Source organism: Rhodococcus sp. WY5, assembly GCF_018588185.1.
Lineage (GTDB): Bacteria > Actinomycetota > Actinomycetes > Mycobacteriales > Mycobacteriaceae > Rhodococcus_F > Rhodococcus_F qingshengii.
Genome location: NZ_JAAMPR010000001.1, coordinates 1587375 through 1606861 on the forward strand (window position 1 = coordinate 1587375; position 19487 = coordinate 1606861).

The 19487-nt window shown below is 61.6% G+C and carries 18 protein-coding genes; 7 read left to right on the plus strand and 11 right to left on the minus strand.

From position 1 onward, the window contains the following. Positions 1–2: 2 nt before the first annotated feature. Entirely contained in the window at positions 3–476 is a 474-nt protein-coding gene (locus tag G4D79_RS07245; RefSeq protein WP_051720836.1) for an SRPBCC family protein, read from the minus strand. 145 nt (positions 477–621) lie between these two features. Between G4D79_RS07245 and G4D79_RS07250 the strand changes: the two genes are divergently transcribed. Next, positions 622–1038 carry a hypothetical protein gene (locus G4D79_RS07250; RefSeq protein ID WP_003943077.1) on the plus strand — a complete coding sequence of 139 codons (417 nt, stop codon included), beginning with the start codon at positions 622–624 and terminating at the stop codon, positions 1036–1038. Positions 1039–1133: 95 nt separating this feature from the next. Here G4D79_RS07250 and G4D79_RS07255 read toward each other — a convergent pair whose 3' ends face one another. After that, the gene (locus G4D79_RS07255; protein WP_003943015.1) at positions 1134–1346 is read right to left on the minus strand and encodes a hypothetical protein; all 213 of its coding nucleotides are present in this window, start codon (positions 1344–1346) and stop codon (positions 1134–1136) included. 258 nt (positions 1347–1604) lie between these two features. Between G4D79_RS07255 and G4D79_RS07260 the strand changes: the two genes are divergently transcribed. The 3 genes from G4D79_RS07260 to G4D79_RS07270 are packed head-to-tail and all read left to right on the plus strand — an operon-like array spanning position 1605 to position 4690. Then, positions 1605–2264, plus strand: coding sequence for a GAP family protein (locus G4D79_RS07260; protein ID WP_007730384.1), 660 nt, complete (start codon positions 1605–1607; stop codon positions 2262–2264). A 15-nt stretch (positions 2265–2279) separates the two neighbouring features. Next, complete coding sequence (locus tag G4D79_RS07265; protein ID WP_099697178.1) at positions 2280–2993, plus strand: GAP family protein; 714 nt, start codon at positions 2280–2282, stop codon at positions 2991–2993. Continuing rightward, on the plus strand, positions 2990–4690 hold the full coding sequence (locus tag G4D79_RS07270; RefSeq protein WP_099697177.1) for a SulP family inorganic anion transporter: 1701 nt from the start codon (positions 2990–2992) through the stop codon (positions 4688–4690). The genes G4D79_RS07265 and G4D79_RS07270 overlap by 4 nt, the downstream gene beginning before the upstream one ends. Here G4D79_RS07270 and G4D79_RS07275 read toward each other — a convergent pair. The 5 genes from G4D79_RS07275 to G4D79_RS07295 form a co-directional block, all read right to left on the minus strand. After that, entirely contained in the window at positions 4682–5503 is an 822-nt protein-coding gene (locus G4D79_RS07275; RefSeq protein ID WP_003942972.1) for a hypothetical protein, read from the minus strand. The genes G4D79_RS07270 and G4D79_RS07275 overlap by 9 nt on opposite strands. A 14-nt stretch (positions 5504–5517) precedes the next feature. After that, positions 5518–8217, minus strand: coding sequence for a LuxR C-terminal-related transcriptional regulator (locus tag G4D79_RS07280; protein WP_054188265.1), 2700 nt, complete (start codon positions 8215–8217; stop codon positions 5518–5520). A gap of 175 nt (positions 8218–8392) precedes the next feature. Continuing rightward, positions 8393–9355, minus strand: a complete 963-nt coding sequence (locus tag G4D79_RS07285; RefSeq protein ID WP_058226847.1) for an asparaginase — start codon at positions 9353–9355, stop codon at positions 8393–8395. Positions 9356–9370: 15 nt separating this feature from the next. After that, on the minus strand, positions 9371–10816 hold the full coding sequence (locus G4D79_RS07290) for an amino acid permease (RefSeq protein ID WP_007730398.1): 1446 nt from the start codon (positions 10814–10816) through the stop codon (positions 9371–9373). Next, positions 10816–12255, minus strand: a complete 1440-nt coding sequence (locus G4D79_RS07295; RefSeq protein WP_050655022.1) for an aspartate ammonia-lyase — start codon at positions 12253–12255, stop codon at positions 10816–10818. The genes G4D79_RS07290 and G4D79_RS07295 overlap by 1 nt, the downstream gene beginning before the upstream one ends. 216 nt (positions 12256–12471) lie before the next feature. Between G4D79_RS07295 and G4D79_RS07300 the strand changes: the two genes are divergently transcribed. Together G4D79_RS07300 and G4D79_RS07305 are read left to right on the plus strand one after the other, a co-directional pair. Beyond that, positions 12472–13182, plus strand: coding sequence for a FadR/GntR family transcriptional regulator (locus G4D79_RS07300; RefSeq protein ID WP_030536150.1), 711 nt, complete (start codon positions 12472–12474; stop codon positions 13180–13182). Positions 13183–13232: 50 nt separating this feature from the next. Further along, complete coding sequence (locus tag G4D79_RS07305) at positions 13233–13940, plus strand: ankyrin repeat domain-containing protein (protein WP_037126258.1); 708 nt, start codon at positions 13233–13235, stop codon at positions 13938–13940. Here the strand turns inward: G4D79_RS07305 and G4D79_RS07310 are convergent. Next, positions 13925–14941 carry a helix-turn-helix domain-containing protein gene (locus G4D79_RS07310; RefSeq protein WP_230691778.1) on the minus strand — a complete coding sequence of 339 codons (1017 nt, stop codon included), beginning with the start codon at positions 14939–14941 and terminating at the stop codon, positions 13925–13927. The genes G4D79_RS07305 and G4D79_RS07310 overlap by 16 nt on opposite strands. A 99-nt stretch (positions 14942–15040) precedes the next feature. Between G4D79_RS07310 and G4D79_RS07315 the strand changes: the two genes are divergently transcribed. Continuing rightward, positions 15041–15847: an alpha/beta fold hydrolase gene (locus G4D79_RS07315; protein WP_030536147.1), complete on the plus strand. Its 807-nt coding sequence runs from the start codon at positions 15041–15043 to the stop codon at positions 15845–15847. A 30-nt stretch (positions 15848–15877) separates the two neighbouring features. Here the strand turns inward: G4D79_RS07315 and G4D79_RS07320 are convergent, their stop codons facing one another. The 3 genes from G4D79_RS07320 to G4D79_RS07330 all read right to left on the minus strand — a co-directional run bounded on the left by G4D79_RS07320 (position 15878) and on the right by G4D79_RS07330 (position 19481). Beyond that, the gene (locus tag G4D79_RS07320; RefSeq protein WP_099697176.1) at positions 15878–17068 is read right to left on the minus strand and encodes a lipid-transfer protein; all 1191 of its coding nucleotides are present in this window, start codon (positions 17066–17068) and stop codon (positions 15878–15880) included. After that, complete coding sequence (locus G4D79_RS07325) at positions 17065–17541, minus strand: Zn-ribbon domain-containing OB-fold protein (RefSeq protein ID WP_037126255.1); 477 nt, start codon at positions 17539–17541, stop codon at positions 17065–17067. Before G4D79_RS07325 ends, G4D79_RS07320 begins: the two co-directional genes overlap by 4 nt. 212 nt (positions 17542–17753) lie before the next feature. After that, positions 17754–19481 carry an FAD-dependent oxidoreductase gene (locus tag G4D79_RS07330; protein ID WP_003943176.1) on the minus strand — a complete coding sequence of 576 codons (1728 nt, stop codon included), beginning with the start codon at positions 19479–19481 and terminating at the stop codon, positions 17754–17756. Between the last annotated feature and the right edge of the window lie 6 nt (positions 19482–19487).

Here is a 19487-nt window from a genome sequence, read left to right on the forward strand (position 1 = left end):
GTTCACTCGATGAAAGGCGTGCCGACTTCTGCGCGGCCCTTGATGTGCGCGGCGCGTTGCTCGAGAAGGCGCCGCAGATACGGGCCGACAGCCAACCTCAGTGCCAGGTGTCCGAGCACTCCGAAGGGGGCCGTAGCCGTGAAGCGGTCATGCATCCGCGTCCACCCACCCGGCTGAACGTCGAAGACGTGCTCGTGCCGCATTGCGGCAAACGGGCCGCGGACCTGCTCGTCTGTGAACGAGTACGGACGGTTGTACTGCGTGATCCGGCTTGTCATCGAGAATCTCCACCCGAGATGCCGAGCAGTGAACGACACCTCGTCGCCCTCTCCCAGCGTCGATCTACCCGTACTCGTGACTGCCACCTCATCTGTTGCGCGGAGCGAGGCCGAGTGTTCGTCCATGTCGAGCTCGAGATCGAAGATCACCGCCGGTGGAGCATAGATATCGGTGATCACGACTACGGTGTGTTGCACAGTGCCAGTCTGCCAACATTGGTTTGCGATCCCGGCAAACGGGTACGGGTCGGTGACCTGCGGTTCATCCGCGACGGGTGATGTTTTCGCCTTCCAGCCCCTCGAGACTGAGTAAGGGAAGTGCATTCTGTCGAAAGGAACGCTGATGACTGCTCCACCGCGGGAACCCGCGAATCACCCTGTCCGGCAGGGTTTCGCGGTAGGTACGACGTTTGCAGCAGCAATTCTGCTGCTCACCGCAGGCATTGTCGCTCTGCTTCAGGGCATCGCGGCCGTTGCCGACAACAATCTGTTTGTCGTGGGTATCAACTACACGTACAAGTTCGACATCACGACGTGGGGTTGGATCCACATCATCTTGGGCATCATCGGGATCGTGGTGGCCCTCGGCCTCTTCACCGGTGCAGTGTGGGCCAGGGCGGCGGCAATCGTCATTGCGTCGCTCTCGATCATCGCCAACTTCTTGTGGATGCCGTATTACCCACTGTGGTCGATCCTGGTCATCGCGCTCGATGTCGTTGTGATCTGGGCGGTCGCGACCTGGGACAGGGACAGAGTCTAGGCACCGAACAACCCGAGAGCAGTTGGTCCCGACCGAGTCGACTCGGTCGGGACCGTCGCTCGTGCGTGGGACATTTCGACAGGGTGTGGCTCGGATCAGTCTGGGAGTCGACGCATTTCGGCGACGGTCAGGCCGAGGGAATCGAGACGGGCCATGATGCTCCGCATAGCCGTGTGGTCCGCGACGGGTCCGTACAAACTGGTGAACCCGCCGGCGGCACTGGCGACACTGAGTTCAGGAAATGCGGCCTTGACGCGGTCCGACACTTCGCCGTCGATGAGGAATTGATACCGAGTGGGAGCATTCATCAGTATCCGCTCCATTTCGTAGGGCCATGAGGTTCGAGAAGGCAGCGCTCCAAGCCTCGAAATCGCATGTCGTCAAGTGTAATCGGCGTCGCTGCCCGATCCAGGACTCCGCATCCGTGGGATTCAGTCTTACTCCCGTACGCGCTCGGGGCGTCATCCCCTACGGGTGAATGTCGTCGCGGGTCCGTTCATCCCTTTTGTGTGAGGCTCCGTAGAGTCGCCACCCCTAGTGTCGACCGGGAGAGAGAAGAGGTCGGCATGGGATCTGTCATCGGGGATCTGTTACCCCTCGCGGTCGGCGTTGCGGTATCGCCGATCCCGATCATCGCGGCAATCTTGATGTTGTTGTCCAAGCGTGCCGGCAGCACGAGCGTCGGGTTCGCGCTGGGCTGGATACTGGGAATCGTCGTCGCCACCGTGATCTTCGTGCTTCTGTCCAGCAAGCTCGGTGACTCCGAAGGTGATCCGTCAGCGACAGTGTCGTGGATCAAGCTGGCGTTGGGTGTATTGCTTCTTGCGTTCGGAGTCAAGCAATGGCGCGGACGCGGAGGCGAGCACGAAACCCCGAAGTGGATGCACGCCATCGATGACATGACCGCTGTCAAAGGCCTCGGCTTGGGCTTCGCTCTGGCTGCGATCAATCCGAAGAATCTGATGATGTGTATCGCGGCCGGAATCTCGATCGGATCCGCGTCATTGGGTTCCGGAGAAGTTGTTGTCGCCATTCTGGTTTTCACGATCATCGCGGCCTGCACAGTGTGCGTGCCCGTGATCGGCTACCTCGTTGCCGCGGAGCGACTGCGTGGTCCGCTGGCCAAGCTGAAGGTGTGGTTGCAGGAAAACAACGCCACGGTGATGAGTGTGTTGATCCTGGTTATCGGTGTTGTTCTCATCGGCAAGGGCATCGGCGGTCTCTGACAACTGGAGGTAGTTATGGGATCGCTGCTACTGCAACAGATCCCGCTGGCGCTCGGGATCATCATGAGCCCGCTGGCGGTTGTCGCCGTTGTGGCCGTACTGTTTTCCGAACGAGCGCGTATCAACAGCATTGCGTACCTGATCGGGTGGTATCTCGGAATAGTTGTCGCGCTGGCCGGTTCGTACGTCATCTTGACCGCACTCCAGGTTCATCAGCGCACACACCCTCCGCTGTGGGTGCCCATCATCCATCTCGTTCTCGGGGCAACTCTGCTGGCGGGTGCCTGGTTCGTCTACTCACGCAGTCGTCGCGGGGTTCAGGCGATGGCGGCTGCAGTTGCCCCTGGCGACGTTGTGGCTGCGGCCCCTCAGCTGCCGAAGATGCTGCAATCGGTTGAGCACTTCCAACCAATGCGATCCGGTGGGCTCGGTTTCGCGCTGTTCGTTCTCAACCCCATCGACATGTCGTGTGCCATCGCAGCAGCGATGAACCTTCGTCTCAGCACCGTGGCACCGACGTCGCAGATCGTCTCGGCCGTGATCTTCTCGTTGGTGTCCGTGACCTCGGTCGCGGTACCTGTTGCCCTCCTGCTGATCAAGAAGGACGAGGCAACCGAACCGCTGCTGAAGATCCGCACCTGGATAGCCACCAACACGCACTTGCTGAACGTCGGGCTCCTCGTCCTGATCGCGGCGATGCAGATCAGTAAAGGGGTGCAAGGACTATGAGTGCTCCGCACACGCGGACCTGGTGGGTCTTCGGATCGTTGTCCGACTATCAACGCGCTTGGCTTCGCCCCGACATCATTGCGGGCCTTACGGTGTGGGCTGTCCTTGTTCCGGAAGCGCTCGCGTACGCCACCATCGCCGGAGTTCCGCCGGTGGTCGGGCTTTATGCTGCGGTTCCGTCATTGATTCTGTATGCAGCAGCCGGCAGTTCGCGCCATCTGATCGTCGGGCCGATGTCGGCGACCGCAGCGTTGTCCGCGGCGATGATTGCGCCATTGGCTTCAGGAAACGACGGCCGATTCATCGCGCTGTCGGCGGCATTGGCGATCGTGACCGGGCTCGTCGGATTGCTCGCAGGATTCATGCGCCTCGGATTCATCGCGTCCTTCATCTCCGAGCCGGTTCTCAAGGGATTCATCGTCGGTCTGGCGCTCACGATCATCATCGGTCAAGTACCCAAACTCCTGGGCGTGGACAAGGGGGAGGGAAACTTCTTCGTCCAGACGTGGACAGTGGTGAAGGAACTGGGTGAGGTCGACCTACCGACCGTGATCATCGGATTGCTCAGCCTGGCAATGGTCCTGGGCGTCAAGCGATGGCTTCCGCTCGTACCGGGTTCGCTCCTCGTCGTGCTGCTGGGCATTACCACAGTAGCGTTGTTCGGCCTCGACGATCGTGGCATCGACATTGTCGGACACATCGACTCGGGCCTGCCGTCGATGGGTCTGCCGAGTGGTGTGGGAGCCGAGGACTACCTCGACCTTCTCGGACCTGCGGTCGGCGTTCTGCTCATCGGTTTCGCCGAAGGTCTTGGCGCTGCAAAGACATACGCGGCCAAGGCCGGCTACACCATCGACGCCAATCGTGAACTGGCAGGACTGGGTGCGGCCAATCTCGGATCGGGTCTCTGCTCGGGAATGGTGGTCAACGGCAGCCTGTCGAAGACCGCTGTCAACGGAGGAGCGGGCGCCAAATCTCAGGTCAGCGGACTGGTGGTCGCGGCGCTGACGCTGGTGACACTGCTGTTTCTCACCGGCCTGTTCGAGAAGTTGCCAGAGGCGACGCTCTCGGCTGTGGTCATCGCAGCAGTGATCGAACTGGTCGATTTCTCCTCTCTCGCAGCGCTGTACCGGGTGTGGACGAAGAGGTTGGGCAGTATCTACGGGCACGCTGCCCGGGCCGATTTCGCGGCGGCGATCGCGGCGATGTTCGGGGTTCTCCTCTTCGACACGTTGCCCGGTCTGATCATCGGAATCGCCGTCTCGATGTTGCTGCTCCTGTATCGGGTCTCCAAACCGCACGTGGCCGCTCTGGCCAAGGACGGCACGCGCTGGGTCGACATCAGTGGGCATCCTGATCTGAAAACACTCGACGGCGTCGTAGTGGTCAGGGTCGAAGCGGGGATGTTCTTCGCCAATGCCGATCACGTGCGTGATCAGATCACCGGTCTGGTGACCGCCGGCACCACCATGGTCGTTCTCGACGCCGAGACGTCACCGTTCATCGACGTCAGCGCTGCGCAGATGTTGGCTCAGCTTCGAGATTCGTTGGCACGCAGAAATGTGAGCTTCCGAGTGGCACGCGACATCGGGCAGTTCCGCGACGTTCTGTCCGGTGCCGACCAGGGCGCGCTGAAGGTCGACGTCTATCCGACCGTCTCGAAAGCGCTTGCAGGTCGAGACAACACCTCAGCGTGATGTCCGTAGCCAGATTCCCAGGGGACCGGAATCTTTGGCCACTGATCCGACGATCGACGACGCGACAACCACGATGGCCGAGAAGATGAACAGCCAGCCGATGACGGTGAACATCACGCCCAGAAGACCGAACTCGTCCTGCGACGTCTTTGTCATTCGGGGGAGGAAAAGAGTGCCGGCCACGTGCAGTCCGGTCAGGCCCGTCGCGGTGAGCAATCCTGACCCGACGCACATTCGAGTGGTCATGCGATTGGCCGTCAGCAGCATGGGCACGGCTGTCCACACGAGTGCCCACACGACGTAGACCGCTGTGAATTCCAGGACTCTGCCCACTCCCGGAACACCATTCAGTTCACGGCACAGGGCCGCACCGACCACCGACGCGGCCACGACGCACACTACCGCGAACCACCGCCACGCCTGACGGAGTGTCGCCGTCGGCACGCTCCAGATCCGTCCGTACATCCGGCCGAGAGCGCGAGCGTAGGACGTGGAACTGATCAGCAGCATGAGCAAGCCGACAATCCCGAATGCTGCCGCGGTAGAGGTACTGGTCAATACGGTGTCGGGGAGTTGGACGCCGAGGTCGTCTTTGGCGGCATCAGCCAACGGCTTCAGCTTCTCCAAGGTCGACGCTGCAATCATGACCGGGAGCAATGACGTAAAGGCCTGGGCCGCCAAAGTCATGGCGCTGTCCACGAGCCCGACTTCGAAGACCCCGATGGTTGCATCAGTCGCCAACCGTCGACTGGGTGTACGTCTCGCCCACACGGTCAATCGATCGCGCGTATCGGAATACAGCTTCGGGGGCATGGAAGCAGTCTTGCTCAGATGAGTCCGCCGCGTCGCGCAGCCTTGAGCGCGTCGCGTCGGTTGCTCACTTCCAACTTGCGATAGATCCCGCGAAGATGCGTCTTGATGGTGTTGACGGAAAGGAACAGCGTGTCGGCAATGGACTCGGTGGTGTCTCCGGAAGCCAGTTCACGGAGCACGGTGTATTCGCCTGGCGTGAGGATCGGTGCACTCACCAATTCTTGTGGGCGAATGCGGCTACGTACCTGTTCGGCAAATGCTTCCTGATCGCCGAAATGTCCACTGAACTCGTCGAACACCGGCCGCAGGGATGCGCCGTAGTCGAGGAAGGGGCGTAGCAGGCTACCGGCTTCCGCGGCGCGCAGCGCTTTGTGGAGGGAGCGAAACGACTTGCGCTCGTGACCTGTTGCAGCGTGGATCCCGGCTTCGAGTGTCCAGGCGTAGACGTGATGTGCGAGCAACGGGATTTCGGAGGACCCGAGAGCTTCGGAAACTTCGACGAGTGCTTCCGCGAACTTGTTGGACGAGAAGGCGACGGCACCCCGTGCGAGATGTATCTCCGACGTTTCTCCGAATTGATCGGCTGCGTCACGCACGAGTCTCGCTGCCCATTCCACCTCGCCGACGGAAAGGCATGCGTGGACGACGGGTGGTAGAAGAGCCAAGGTCGCGAACGCGAAGGTACGTAATTCGATCGCGCTGAGCATCGCGTCGCGGACATCGGCGGCGGTCGAGCGTCGGTCGGTCGAGCCGTCGAGACTGTGAAGGCCGAAGGTTACGACGGAGTGCCACCCGAACACCGGCGCGCTGGCGCCGAGAACGTCTGTGCTCCGGTAGTTTCCGATTGTCGGGATGCGGTACGGGAGTTCGCTCGAAGCGCAGAGATATGTGGCAAAGGCGGCCACCGACGCGGACAACTCGTACTCCGCAGTCGTCGTGATGCGATGTTCGACCGCGTAGTCGAGAGCGTAGACGGAGTGAGCCCTCATCGCCCCGATGTCTCCGCTGAGAGAAGCTACGTAGCCCAGTCCGGTCAGCGACTTCAAGACGAATCGCGCCCTGCCCCGTATTGTCCCGAGTGCGACGGCTTGAGTGTATTCGACAGTCGCCCTGTCGAACTCACGTCGCAGTAAGTGTGCCGTCGCCAATTCCATGTGTGCGTAGGCTTCGATGTCGGAGTGGGTGCTTTTCTGGCGCCGCTCCAGACGTGCCGCCAGCGGCTCGTTGTCGGAAGTCGCCGTAACGCAGGAGATTTCCAGGCTCATCGCCAGGAACAATGGATCTTCTGCAATCGGTGGATGAGTTGCCTCGAGAAGATCGAGGCACGTGGTCGCCGAGGTCACGTCACCGGAGTGGAGGGCGGCCGCCGCCAGCACCAGTCGGGTGATCGGGGATTCCGAAACCTGCGTCGACACCGATTCCAGGACTCGCACGACGTCCCCGCAGTGCCCGTCGAGTACGAGGCCCAGCCCGCAGCGTTCGAGAAACGCGAGAATGCGGTGTGGGTCTCCGATCGACACCTCGAGTTCGAGCGCCTCGAGTTCGAAGTGATTGCTTTCGAACCAGCTTGCTGCTCGCAGGTGTACGCGGTTTCTCTCGACGTGATCGACGCGACGGAACTCTGCCCGAAGGTGCTCGCGCAAGAGAGGGTGATAGCTGAACCAAGTTGTGTGGTCGGCGGAATCGGTACGGGTCACGGGGAAGTTGAACTGAATCAGCGAGTCGATCTCGGATAGAGCGTTCGAGTCCGTCAGAGTTTCCGCCAGTTGGGCGGAGAAAGAATCGACTACCGATGTTCGCAACATGAACGAGGTGACATGTTCGGGCAAGGACGTCAGTACCTCGTCGACGAGAAAGTCGGCGATCGGGCGGGGTGTGTGCGTGAACTCGTTCAGTGCATCGCCGATGTCACTGCGGCCGGCCAGAAACGCGGCGGTCAGCCGAACGACGGCGCCCCACCCCTTGGTGAAGTTCTCGACGATTGCGAGTTCGTCGTCGCGCAGCGTGATGTCGTACTCGCCGAATATCGCGGTGATCTCGGAGCGATCGAAAGCGAGATCGGTGGATGCAAAGCGGGTGAGTCGGCCGTCGAGAGCCAGACGATGCCAGGTGAGCGGTGGTTCGTAGCGGGCGGCAACGATAATCGACAGGTTGCCCGGGGTCTGTGTGAGTATCCGATCGAGGAGACCGATCGACATCGGATCGTGGAGGGTGTGAACGTCGTCGAGGATCAACGTTGTTCGGCGCTCGTGCGTTTCGAGGGTTTCCGCAAAGTGCGCGAGCCACTGCTCGACGGGCGGCCTGGATCCGGTCTGCACGGGGAGCCTCTGGCCGGCCGCATCGACGGAGGTCGCGATCGCCTCGGCGAGGGATTCACACAGTATCGACACGTTGTTGTCGCGCTCGGCCAACGTCAGCCAGGCCAGCGCAACATCAGGGGAGGCTCGAGAATATTCGCGAGCCCAATCGGCCAGAAGTAGGGTCTTCCCCGCACCGGCCGGAGCCGAGAGCAACCCGACAGGCCCGGGGCCTGAGCCTTTGGTGGCAGTGGATGCGGTGAGTTTGCGGTGCAGGCGCGGACGCGCGACCAGTCCTTTCACGGCAGTTGGCGGGTGAAAACGACCGTTGAGTGCGGCGCCTGGCACGTGCGCTTGCCCGACGCGGTGAGCCGCGTCGAGCGTTACTGCAGCGGCATCACGAAATGGGCTGCTCATCCGACTCCTGTTCGACTGGCTGCACTGGACGTGACCGCTGGATCGAAATTTTGAACGAGTTAGATGATGTGAAACTACCCAATTCGGACACCAAATAAGCGTCCAAGTCGAAAATTCGGACCAAAGTCCCTGATTTAGTGTAGTGAATTTCGAACAATGAATGGTGTCGCCAGTTCTACCGCCCGAACGGCGGGGTGCGAGCAAACCTCGAATAGCGGTCGAATACCTTTTCCAGGCCCACGAGATCCGGATCTGACAACAAGGCTGCCAGAAGTACACGTGCCTGCCCGGCTCGAAGATCGGTGGAAAATACAGCGCCTGCGGCGATCAAGTCGTGCCCGCCACCACCGCCACCGTAAACCGGGGAGATTGGCCCCGAGGGCACCCGAGTTGTCACGGCTACCGGAATGTGAGCGCCTACGCAGTCTCGTACGGCCTCGACTATCGTCGGATTGGCATTTCCCGAACCGAGTCCGTCGAGAACAAGTCCCTGCGCCCCGGCGTGCACGCAGGCGTCGATTTGTACGCGGTCTGCCCCGGGATACACGGCGATGATGTCGACGCGGGTGTCCGAAATCGGATGCCACGGCAATGGTTCGGGATTACGCAGCAGGAGCGGATCGATGTGCACGCGGCGGAAGGCATCGAGTGCCGTCGTATCGGACTTTCGCGTACCTGCGGCTGGATGGACCGAACCGCCGAAGGCGATGAGGACACCACGCCCGTGTGACGAGATGTCCAGTCCGGCTGAGATCGCCGCGGCGAGATTCGAACGAGCGTCGGATTCGGGATGGTCGAAAGTGCGCTGCGCGCCGGTGAAGACCACCGGGCGTTGGTCGTCGTGGTGCAGGTCCAACAAGAACGCAGTTTCCTCCATCGTGTCGGTGCCGTGAAGCACGACCACCGAGTCGAGTCCGGGATCTTTCAATTGATCGGCTACGGCGTCGCGAACACGATCCATGTCCGCGAAGGTCATGCTCGAGCTGTCCTTCGACATCACGTCGACGACTCGAAGCTCGATGTCGGTCTGCTCGTTGCCGACCAGATCTGCACCGGTGATTGCGGGCCGGCTGATTCCATGCGCATCCCGGGTGCTGGCGATGGTGCCACCGGTAGTGACAACTGCGACTTTCGACACTGTGGTCCTTTCACGTCAAGCTGCGGGGTGGTGGATGGCCAACTCGCGAATACGATTCCTGGCGGCGTACCAACCAATCATCAAGAGCGGTGCGATGATCGCGATGGATCCGACGGTCCACGTTCCAACGGGGTTGTCGAATGCCATCAACACGATAACGACCGCAAGAAAGACCAGTGTCGCGATCCCGGTGTACGGTGCGCCGAATATGCGGAAGGAAGGGCGAGTGACTTTGCCTTGTTTCGCAAGTTGCCAGAGCCTCAACTGGCACAGCACAATTACCGCCCATGCACTGATGATGCCAAGTGCCGCAAGATTGAGGACTATTTCGAAGGCCTGCGCTGGGACAACAGCATTGAGCCCGACGCCGAACAGGATGACCACGCCGGTGAGTGCGATTCCCCCGTACGGCACTCCGGCTTTGTTCATTCTGGCAGCGAAGGCAGGCGCCGAACCGGCCGTCGCCATCGAATGGAGTATTCGTCCGGTCGAATACAATCCGGCATTGAGGGAAGACAACGCCGCCGTGAGAACGACCAGATTCATGATCGCATCTGCGCCTTGGATGTTGATCGAACCGAAGAATGTGACGAATGGACTTTCACCGGCGTGGTATTCGGTGTACGGGAGCAACAGTGAGAGCAGCAGGACCGACCCCACGTAGAAGACGAGGATCCGAATGATCACTGTGTTGATCGCCTTGGGTATCACCTTCCGGGGATTTTCGGTCTCTCCAGCCGTGGTCCCCACGAGTTCAATTGAAGCGTAGGCGAACACGACGCCCTGAATCACCACGACTGCCGGCAGTATTCCGTTGGGGAACAGCCCACCGTTGTCGGCGATCAGGCTGAATCCGGAGGAATGCCCTTCGATGGGCGTGCCGAAGAGTACGAAATAGACACCGAACCCGAGGAATGCGGTCAAGGCCACGACCTTGATCAACGCGAACCAGAACTCCAACTCTCCGAAGACTTTCACGGACACGAGATTCAGTCCGAGAACCAGCAACACCGCGATCAGAGCGAACATCCACTGATCGATGTGTCCCAGTGGCGCCCAGTACTTTTTGAAGAAGTTCATGTACAACGCCACAGCCGTGACGTCGACCACGGCAGTCATTGCCCAGTTCATCCAGTACAACCAGCCCGCAGCGAAAGCCATCTTTTCGCCGAAGAATTCGCGTGCGTAGGAAACGAAGGATCCGGAAGTCGGTCGGTGCATCACCAGTTCGCCGAGCGCCCTCAGGATCAGGAACGCGAAGAATCCGCACAGCGCGTACACGAGAACCAAGGCCGGGCCCGCCTGTTGTAGTCGCCCTCCCGCCCCCATGAAAAGGCCGGTTCCGATCGCGCCACCGATCGCGATCATCTGAATTTGTCTGGGGCCGAGCGCCTTCTGATATCCGAGATCCTCCTCAGTGGCAACTTCGGCGCGGCCTGTCTCTTCCCGTTCGACGGTCATCAAACCTCCTCCGCAACAGCGGTGGCATGAGGCTTCTCCCCCGAAACGCGGAGATTGGCGAGATGTTCGGGGCTGAGCAACCGATCGAGTTCCTCGCGGTCGAGCAGGCCGGCTTCGATTACGAGATCGGCGACGCGACGCCCGGAAATCAACGCCTCCTGGGCGATCCGAGTGGACGCGGTATATCCGATGTAGGGGTTGAGCGCGGTGACGAGGCCGATGGAGTCTTCGACTCGGGCGCGCAGCAGTTCAGTGTTAGCCGTGATGCCGAGTACGCACCGGTCCGCCAAAATGCGGCAAGCCGCACCGAGGTGTCGCATTCCTTCGGACAGTGAGTGCACGATGATCGGCTCGAAAGCGTTGAGTTGGAGCTGACCGGATTCCGCAGCCATCGTGATCGTCACGTCGTTGCCGATGACTTCGTACGCGACCTGATTGAGGACTTCGGGAATGACAGGATTGACCTTGCCCGGCATGATCGACGAACCTGCCTGCACCGGTGGAAGATTGATCTCGTTCAATCCGGCTCGCGGGCCCGAAGAGAGCAGCCGGAGATCGTTGCACACCTTGGACAACTTCACAGCGACCCGCTTGAGGACGCCGGAGAGGTGGACGAACTGGCCCACGTCCTGGGTCGCTTCGACAAGATCCGTTGCCAACACCAGCGGCAGTCCGGTCAGTGCGCCCAGGTCGGAACAGGCCACCTCGGCGTAGCCGGCGGGTGCGTTGAGGCCAGTGCCGATAGCAGTCGCACCGAGGTTGATCTCGTGAACGAGAAGAGCGGCCTCAGCCAGACGCGCCCGATCCTCCTCGATCATGACCGCGTAGGTCCCGAACTCCTGACCCAGGGTCATCGGCACGGCGTCCTGCAGTTGGGTGCGTCCCATCTTCACTGTGTCGGCGAACTGAAGAGATTTGGTCGTGAATGCGTTCTGGAGTGTAAGAAGTGCATCCAGCAGGTCATCGATCGCGAAGATCGTCGAGATATTCACGGCCGTGGGGTAGACGTCGTTGGTCGATTGGCTCAGGTTCACGTGTTCATTGGGGTGAAGCCGTTCGTAGTCGCCGCGCTGGTGGCCGAGGATTTCCAACGCGCGATTGGCGATGACCTCGTTCGCATTCATGTTCGTCGACGTGCCGGCGCCACCCTGGATGACGTCCACCACGAACTGTTCGTGCCACCGCCCGTCCACGATCTCCTTGCATGCCTGTGAGATGGCCTCCGCGCGCGGGCGGTCGAGGATGCCCAGCTTTTCGTTTGCGCTGGCTGCGGCCCACTTGACGTAAGCGATGCCGCGGATCAGATGCGGGTTCGTGGCGATTGTTCGACCAGTGATCGGGAAGTTCTCCATTGCGCGCAAGGTGTGGATACCCCAGTACGAATCGGCTGGAACCTCGCGATCGCCGAGCAGATCGTGTTCTGTTCGCGTTTCGAGCACTTGATCAATTCCTCGTGTCTCTTCGCGCAAGCATCACTCTGCGCGGTGGGTGTATTTCGGGATCGCAGCGCTGAGGGTCGAGTAGTAGTCCCGCCCAGCTATCGGGCTATCAGGCTGTCTGACAGGCGTAATTGTTACCTCGCTCACTCCGGCACGTCAACCCTTCATCAAGTGCGATGTTTGACGCGGGTCTTCGGCAGTCGCAACAATGACGGCATGAACCTGTCAGACAGCTGGGCCACCAGGCGACCCGTCGCCTCGCGGGTGAGTGCTGCCGAGGCGGTTCTCGCCGACCTCCGTGCCGCAATAACCTCCGGCGAACTGGCAGTCGGAGAGCGTCTCCCGTCCGAGGCGTCCCTGGCCGAAAGACACGGGGTCAGTCGATCGGTCATCCGTGAAGCCCTGCGCTCGTGCCATGCCCTCGGGCTCACCGAGACGAAATCCGGGCTCGGCACCTTCGTCGTCAGCGATTCGATAGCGCGAGACCTCGACTTCGGCAGCTACGCGGCCAACGAGTTGGTCGAAGCGCGGCCGCATGTTGAAATTCCGGCCGCAGGGTGGGCTGCCCAACGGCACACAGCGGAGGAACTGACGGCCCTCCGCGGACTGGTCCAGCAGATGCGTGACGAGGATGATCCGCTCGTATGGGTCGCACTCGATGCGCAGTTCCACGGACTGATCGCGAAAGCCAGTAGGAATCGGGTCTTCGAGTCGGTAATCGTCGATATTCGTGAAGCGTTGACAAGGCAGTCCGAGACACTCAATCTTGTTGCCGGTCGCCAGGAAAGGTCGAACGAGGAACACGAACGAATAGTCGAAGGAATCGCATCCGGCAGCTACGACCACGCCTCCAGAGCGATGGCCGAACATCTCGACGCCGTTAGGCTGACGCTTGAAACTCTTGTCCAAGAAAGTAATCCGCTGTGACGGCGCTTCCGGGTAGGTCTGCCCTCGTCTGCGTTATCCTCGCGGTATCAGTGACCGGGGCGTTGGCCGGCTGCAGTTCGTCCGACACCCCGGTGACGTCGACGATCGCCGCGTCAGCGACGACAGCGGCAGCTGTATCGATTACGGGCGTAAAGCCGCCATCGACGCCGGAATCCGAACGGGCGCTCTTCGATGCGGTGGACCGCAATGATCCGGCAGCGATCACCGCGGCCCTGGCTTCGGGCGCGAACATCGAAGCTCGCGGCGAGGGCGAACGGACTCCACTCGTCGAGGCCGCCAAGAACGACGCTGTCGCTGCGGCTTCTACGTTGATTCTTGCCGGAGCAGACGTGAACGCGAAGGATTCCATGCAGGATTCGGCCTTCCTGTATTCCGGAGCCGAGGGTTTGAACGAGATTCTGGCGCTCACGCTCGCCCACGGCGCGGACGTCGACAGCGTGAACCGTTACGGCGGTACGGCGCTGATTCCCGCGAGTGAACACGCGCATGTCGAGAGCGTCCGGATGCTGATCGCTGCCGGGGTTCCGGTCAATCACGTCAACGATCCCGGGTGGACGGCGCTACTCGAAGCCGTTGTGTACGGCGATGGTTCGGTGCGCTATATCGACGTGATCACTCAGCTTCTCGACGCGGGGGCAGATCCCTCGATCCGGGATGCATCGGGGAAGACCGCGTTGGACAATGCCGAAAGTCGTGGTCAGTCAGACGTTGTGGCGCTGCTTCAATCGCGGAGCTGACGCCAACGAGTCGGGCTCAGCCCGTAGGCCTGTCGAAAGCGTCGGCTGAAGTGTCCGGCGTCGACAAACCCCGCCCGGTGCGCAACGGTCGCGATCGGCAGATCGACGGTAGCGGGTCGAGCCAGTTCGTCCCGAGCCTTCTGCAGGCGCTGGGTGATGATCCACTGTTCGATCCGAAAGCCGTTGTCCGAGCAGATCTTGTACAGCTGTCGCAGTGAGATGTTGTGGGCGTGAGCAATTCGTGCGGGATTCAGTGTCGGATCGTGAAGGTGTTCACGGATGTATCGACGGATCGAAGTCATGGCAAGGGCCGATCTCGGAGCGGATGCGTCAGGATTCGCATGTGCGATCGAAGCGACCAAAGCACGTGCGAGTTCGATCGAGGCCTCGCCCAATTGTTCGGCGGCAGGATCGGTCTCCAACAGAGCGGCGCTGCGGAACAATTCACGAACGTGCGCGATCATCACGGGGTACAGATTGCTGTGATGAGGCCGGGTAGCTGCGTCCCGCACGGTGTCGATCGGCAGTCCCAGCCGATCCATCGGAACGTAGAGGCACTGGGAAGCGCCCGTTCCCGGCCAGGAGAAATCGTAGGTCGACGTCAGGTCCGTCATCAACAGCTCACCGGCGGGCACTCTGCGTTGTTCGTCGTGCTGATCTAGATGGCCGATCCCGATCTCCTGCAGGGCAATCGCAAGGACGGGCATCGACGCGGACCGGACGTGACGTGGTGTTCGGGTCAACCGCATACCGGTCGACTCGGAGCGGAACAGTGATGCTGCACCGAGGTTCCACACGTTCATTCTCGCGCTCACCCGTTCCGGGTTCTCCAAGTGGATTGCACACGGGACCGAGGCACGACCCATCGCGTCGACAAAGGCGTCCGCGCGTTGGTCAGGCTCCAACACGGAAGTATCCAGGAGCAAAGCCATGCAGCCCTGATACCCCGCGATGCGGACGCTCAACCAGAAGTTGTGCAGTGTGAGCTCAAAAGTCTGCACGGACAGTCACGTCCGTCGCAGCAGGTATTTCTAGGATCGAAACGGGCGTGTCCCGGCCTACCGCAGTTTCTCGCTTTTCGACGAGAGTGAAGGAAACGCATGAAGATCTCACGTGTATTCACCGCAGTTCTGGCGTTACTCATGACAGTCGCGGCTGGAGTGATCTTCGGCTCCGGCGCTGCGGTGGCGAGCCCCAAGCCAACCGTCGTTCTCGTCCACGGCGCTTTTGCCGACGCGACCAGTTGGGACGGCGTTGCCGCCGACCTACGCTCGCGTGGCTATCGCGTCGTGACGCCGGACAATCCTCTACGCGGGCCCGCTTACGACGCGTCCGTGATCGAGAAGACGGTTGCGGACATCGACGGACCTGTCGTGCTCGTCGGACACTCGTACGGCGGCGCGGTGATCACCAATGTTCACGACCCGAAGGTGCAGTCGTTGGTGTACATCGCGGCGTTTGCTCCGGTTCAGGGTGAGCCGGTGCAGATCACGATCGATCCCATCAGGTTTCCTGGCAGCCAATTGCTTCCTCCGGCTCTGGGATTGAAGATCGTCGACGATCCTCACGCGATCGGCGGGAAGAACGCCGACGGCTACGTCACGGACGAGTATTTCCATTCCGTCTTCGCTCAGGATGTTTCCGACGAGACAGCGGCAACGATGTTGGCGCATCAGAAGTCTGCGGCTTTGTGGGCGAACCTCGAGCTCGGCGGGCCACCGTCGTGGGCGAACACACCGAGCTGGTATCTGGTTGCCGGTGAGGATCGCGTGATCCCAGCATCGGCGCAGCGGTTCATGGCAAACCGGATGGGCGCGAACACCAGCGAACTCCCGACCTCGCACGCATCGCTGGTTTCCCGGCCAGGGGCAGTGGCAGACGTGATCGTGGCGGCCGCTCACGGGTGAGTGTGCGACCGCCACGAAAGTAGAACAGGGTCAGGCGGAAACGATTACCGAGGAGCCGTGTCCGAACAGACCTTGGTTGGCGGTGATACCGATGCGGGCGCCTTCGACCTGACGGCCTTCGGCCTGTCCACGAAGCTGCCAAGTGAGCTCGCACACCTGCGCAAGTGCCTGTGCGGGAACGGCTTCGCCGAAGCACGCGAGACCGCCGGACGGATTGACCGGGATGCGGCCTCCGATACTGGTGTCACCCGCACGCAGGAGGTGCTCGGCCTCGCCCCGCTTGCAGAGGGCAAGGTCTTCGATCCAGTCCAGTTCCACGGAGGTAGCGAGGTCGTAGACTTCGGCGACGTCGACGTCCTCGGGAGAGATCCCGGCTTCTTCGTATGCGGCGTAGCCGATGGATTCCTTGAACGTGCGCTCCGGAGCGGGAACGGCGGAGCTGGAATCGGTGGAGAAGTTCGGCATGTCCATGACCGTCTGGGGGAACGTCGGCGTGACCGTCGAAATAGCCTTGATGCGAACAGGTTCCGCGATGCCCATCTTGCGGGCGTATTCCATCGACGTCAGCAAGATTGCGGCGCCGCCGTCGGACGTCGCGCAGATGTCGAGCAGGTGAAGGGGATTGGACACCACGGGGGAGGCCAACACGTTCTCGACGGTGACTTCCTTGCGGTAGCGCGCATTCGGATTGCTCAGCCCGTGCCTGGCGTTCTTGACCTTCACGTTGGCGAAATCCTCCGCGGTGGCGCCGTAGAGGTCGATGCGACGACGCGCGTTGAGCGCGAAGTACGCCGGGTTGGTCATACCCATGAGGCGGAAGCGCAGCCAGTCCGGGTCGTCCCAACGCTCACCGGCGACGGGAGCGAGGAAGCCCTTCGGCGTGGTGTCGGCGCCGACGACCAGGGCAACTTCGCTGAGGCCGGCCAGGATTCGTGCGCGAGCGGTGTCGAGTGCCTGGGCTCCCGTCGCACACGCGGCGTACGACGTGGCGACGCGAGCGCCGTTCCAGCCGAGTGCCTGCGCGAAGGTGGCTCCGGCGACGTATCCGCCGTACCCGTTGCGGACGGTCTCGCCGCCGACGATGAAGTCGACATCCTGCCAATTCACACCCGAATCGGCGAGCGCGGCGCGAGCGGCCGCAACGCCGTATTTCACGAACGACTGCCCCCACTTGCCCCAGGGGTGCATACCGACACCGAGTACTGCGACGTCCTTGCTCATGACTGCAACTCCTGATCAGCTGCGGCGACAGGCTTCCATCGCCACGTCGTACGTACTCCGGTTTCGTCGGTGTACAGCGGCTCGACAACCAATTCGACGGTATTGCCGACCTTGAGATCGTCGACGCCGAATCCGTCGGCCACCTGGCCGAGGATGACGATGCCCTCGGGCAGTTCGACTGCTGCGAGAGCAAAAGGCTCGTACGGATCCGAGCGCGGGATGTATGGCGGCGGGGGCTGGTATTGCGCGTCGGTGTACGACCAGACAGTGCCGCTACGGGAGAGTTCCACATCGTCGAACTCCTCGCTGAAGCAGCTCGGGTTCTTGCAGAACGTCGCCTCACGAGGGAAGGAAATGGTGCCGCAGGATTGGCACTTCGTGCCGATCAGAGCAGGTTCGTCGCCGGTGGTGAACCAACCCTCTACTGCAGGCGTCACACTCCCGTTCGGCGCCGGCGTTGCAGTCTCGCTCATGCAATCCTCATCTGGTTGGCGAGCCTGATCCGGGGGATCGTGGGCCCGCTGTGCCGCTTACTGGAACAGGTTGCAGTATTACACGATTTCGGCCGCTGACGGGCAAAAATTTTCGCTGAGTGGGACGTTGCCGGAACGCAGACGGCCCCGCCGGGCAGACGAGTCTGCAGGCGGGGCCGTGTGCGTGAAAGTAGCTGTTTACCTGTAGCGGATCAGCGAACGCGTACAGGTCGACCGAATCGACGCGTCGGTTTCACCCGGGCCGCAGCGTCGAGGATGGAGGTGATCTCGACCTGATCCAGAACCTTTTCGCGGGCACGATCGTGCGCAGCGCCGCGTTCCAGTTCCGCCTTGTCGATGGCATGCCAGCCCTCGCGGTCGACGACGTCGGACTGTCGCGCCCGGACCAGACGATCGACTGCGGAGTCGTCTGCGACCGGGTTGGTCAGGCGTCCGTCGTTGAAGTCGTCGACGAGCATCCTGATCGTTTCCTGCGCGCAGGACTTGTTGGTGCCGATGAACCCACTCGGTCCGCGCTTGATCCAACCGGTCGCGTAGACCCCGGTGGCGGGATCACCGTTCGGAGCTTCGAGGACTCGGCCGTTCTCGTTCGGAATGACCGACGCACGCTCGTCGAACGGGACGCCGGGGATGGGCACTCCGCGGTAGCCGATCGAGGTGAGGACCAAGCCGGTATCGATGGTCTCGGTATCGCCGGTTGCTTCGATCTGCACGGTTCCGTTGGCGTCGACAAGAGCGTTGCGCGCGAACTCGATTCCACTGACCTGATCGTCGCCGGTGATCGAGGTCGGCGTGAGCAGGTAGCGCAACGTGATGCGCTTGTTGCCGACGTCGACGTGATCGCGGTTCTTCAGGGCTTCGAGGAGACGCAACTTCTGCTCGACGGCATGCGGGAGTTCGCCGCGTTTTGCCAGTTCTTCGGTGGCCGAGTCGAGAACCATGTCGTCGGGTCCGACAGAGAGTTCGATGTCCGGCAGTGCCATCAGGCCGGTGAACTCGGGGACCGTGAACGCGGACTGCGCGATTCCGCGTCGACCCACGATGACAACTTCTTCGACGCGACTCTTCCGCAGAGCGGCGAGTGCGTGAGCGGAGATGTCGGTACCGGCCAACTTCTCGGGATCGGCCGTCAGAATGCGAGCGACGTCGAGCGCGACATTTCCGTTTCCGATGATGACCGCGCGGCGATGTGAGAGGTCGAAGACGTCGTCGGCGTGATCGGGGTGGCCGTTGTACCAGGCCACGAAGTCGGTGGCCGAGGCCGTGCCAGGCAGATCAGCGCCCGGAATGCCGAGACCACGGTCGGACGAAGCGCCGACTGCGTAGAGCACCGCATGGTGATTTTCGAGCAGTTCGCTGTGCGAGATGTGCTTGCCGATCTCGACGTTGAGGTAGAACTCGAAACCCTTTTGTGCGGCGATCTTGTCGAACAAGCGAGTGACCTGCTTGGTCTTCTGATGGTCCGGAGCAACGCCGGCGCGAACCAAGCCGTAAGGCACAGGAAGGCGATCGAAGACGTTGACCTGCACGTCAGGCTGAGTCAGCAACTCGTCCGCGGCGTACATCGCCGACGGTCCGGAACCGACGATCGCAACGCGCAACGGCGGTCGGCCCTTGTCGACGTGGGCTGCCGGGATGACCTTGGCGAGAAGCGGCCTGGGTCGCTCTTCCTTGTAGAAGTCCGCATTGATGGACAGGAAGACTCGCTGCGGGTCGGTCAGCTTCGACTCGGGGACGATGGCGTCGACCGGGCAGGCCGAGACGCATGCGCCACAGTCGACGCAGGCCTGCGGATCGATGTGCAGCATCTCGGCGGTGAGGAAGTCCGGCTCGTCCGGCGTCGGATGGATGCAGTTGACCGGGCAGGCGTAGACGCACGAGGCGTCGCTGCAACAGGACTGCGTGACTACGTGTGGCATGGCGCT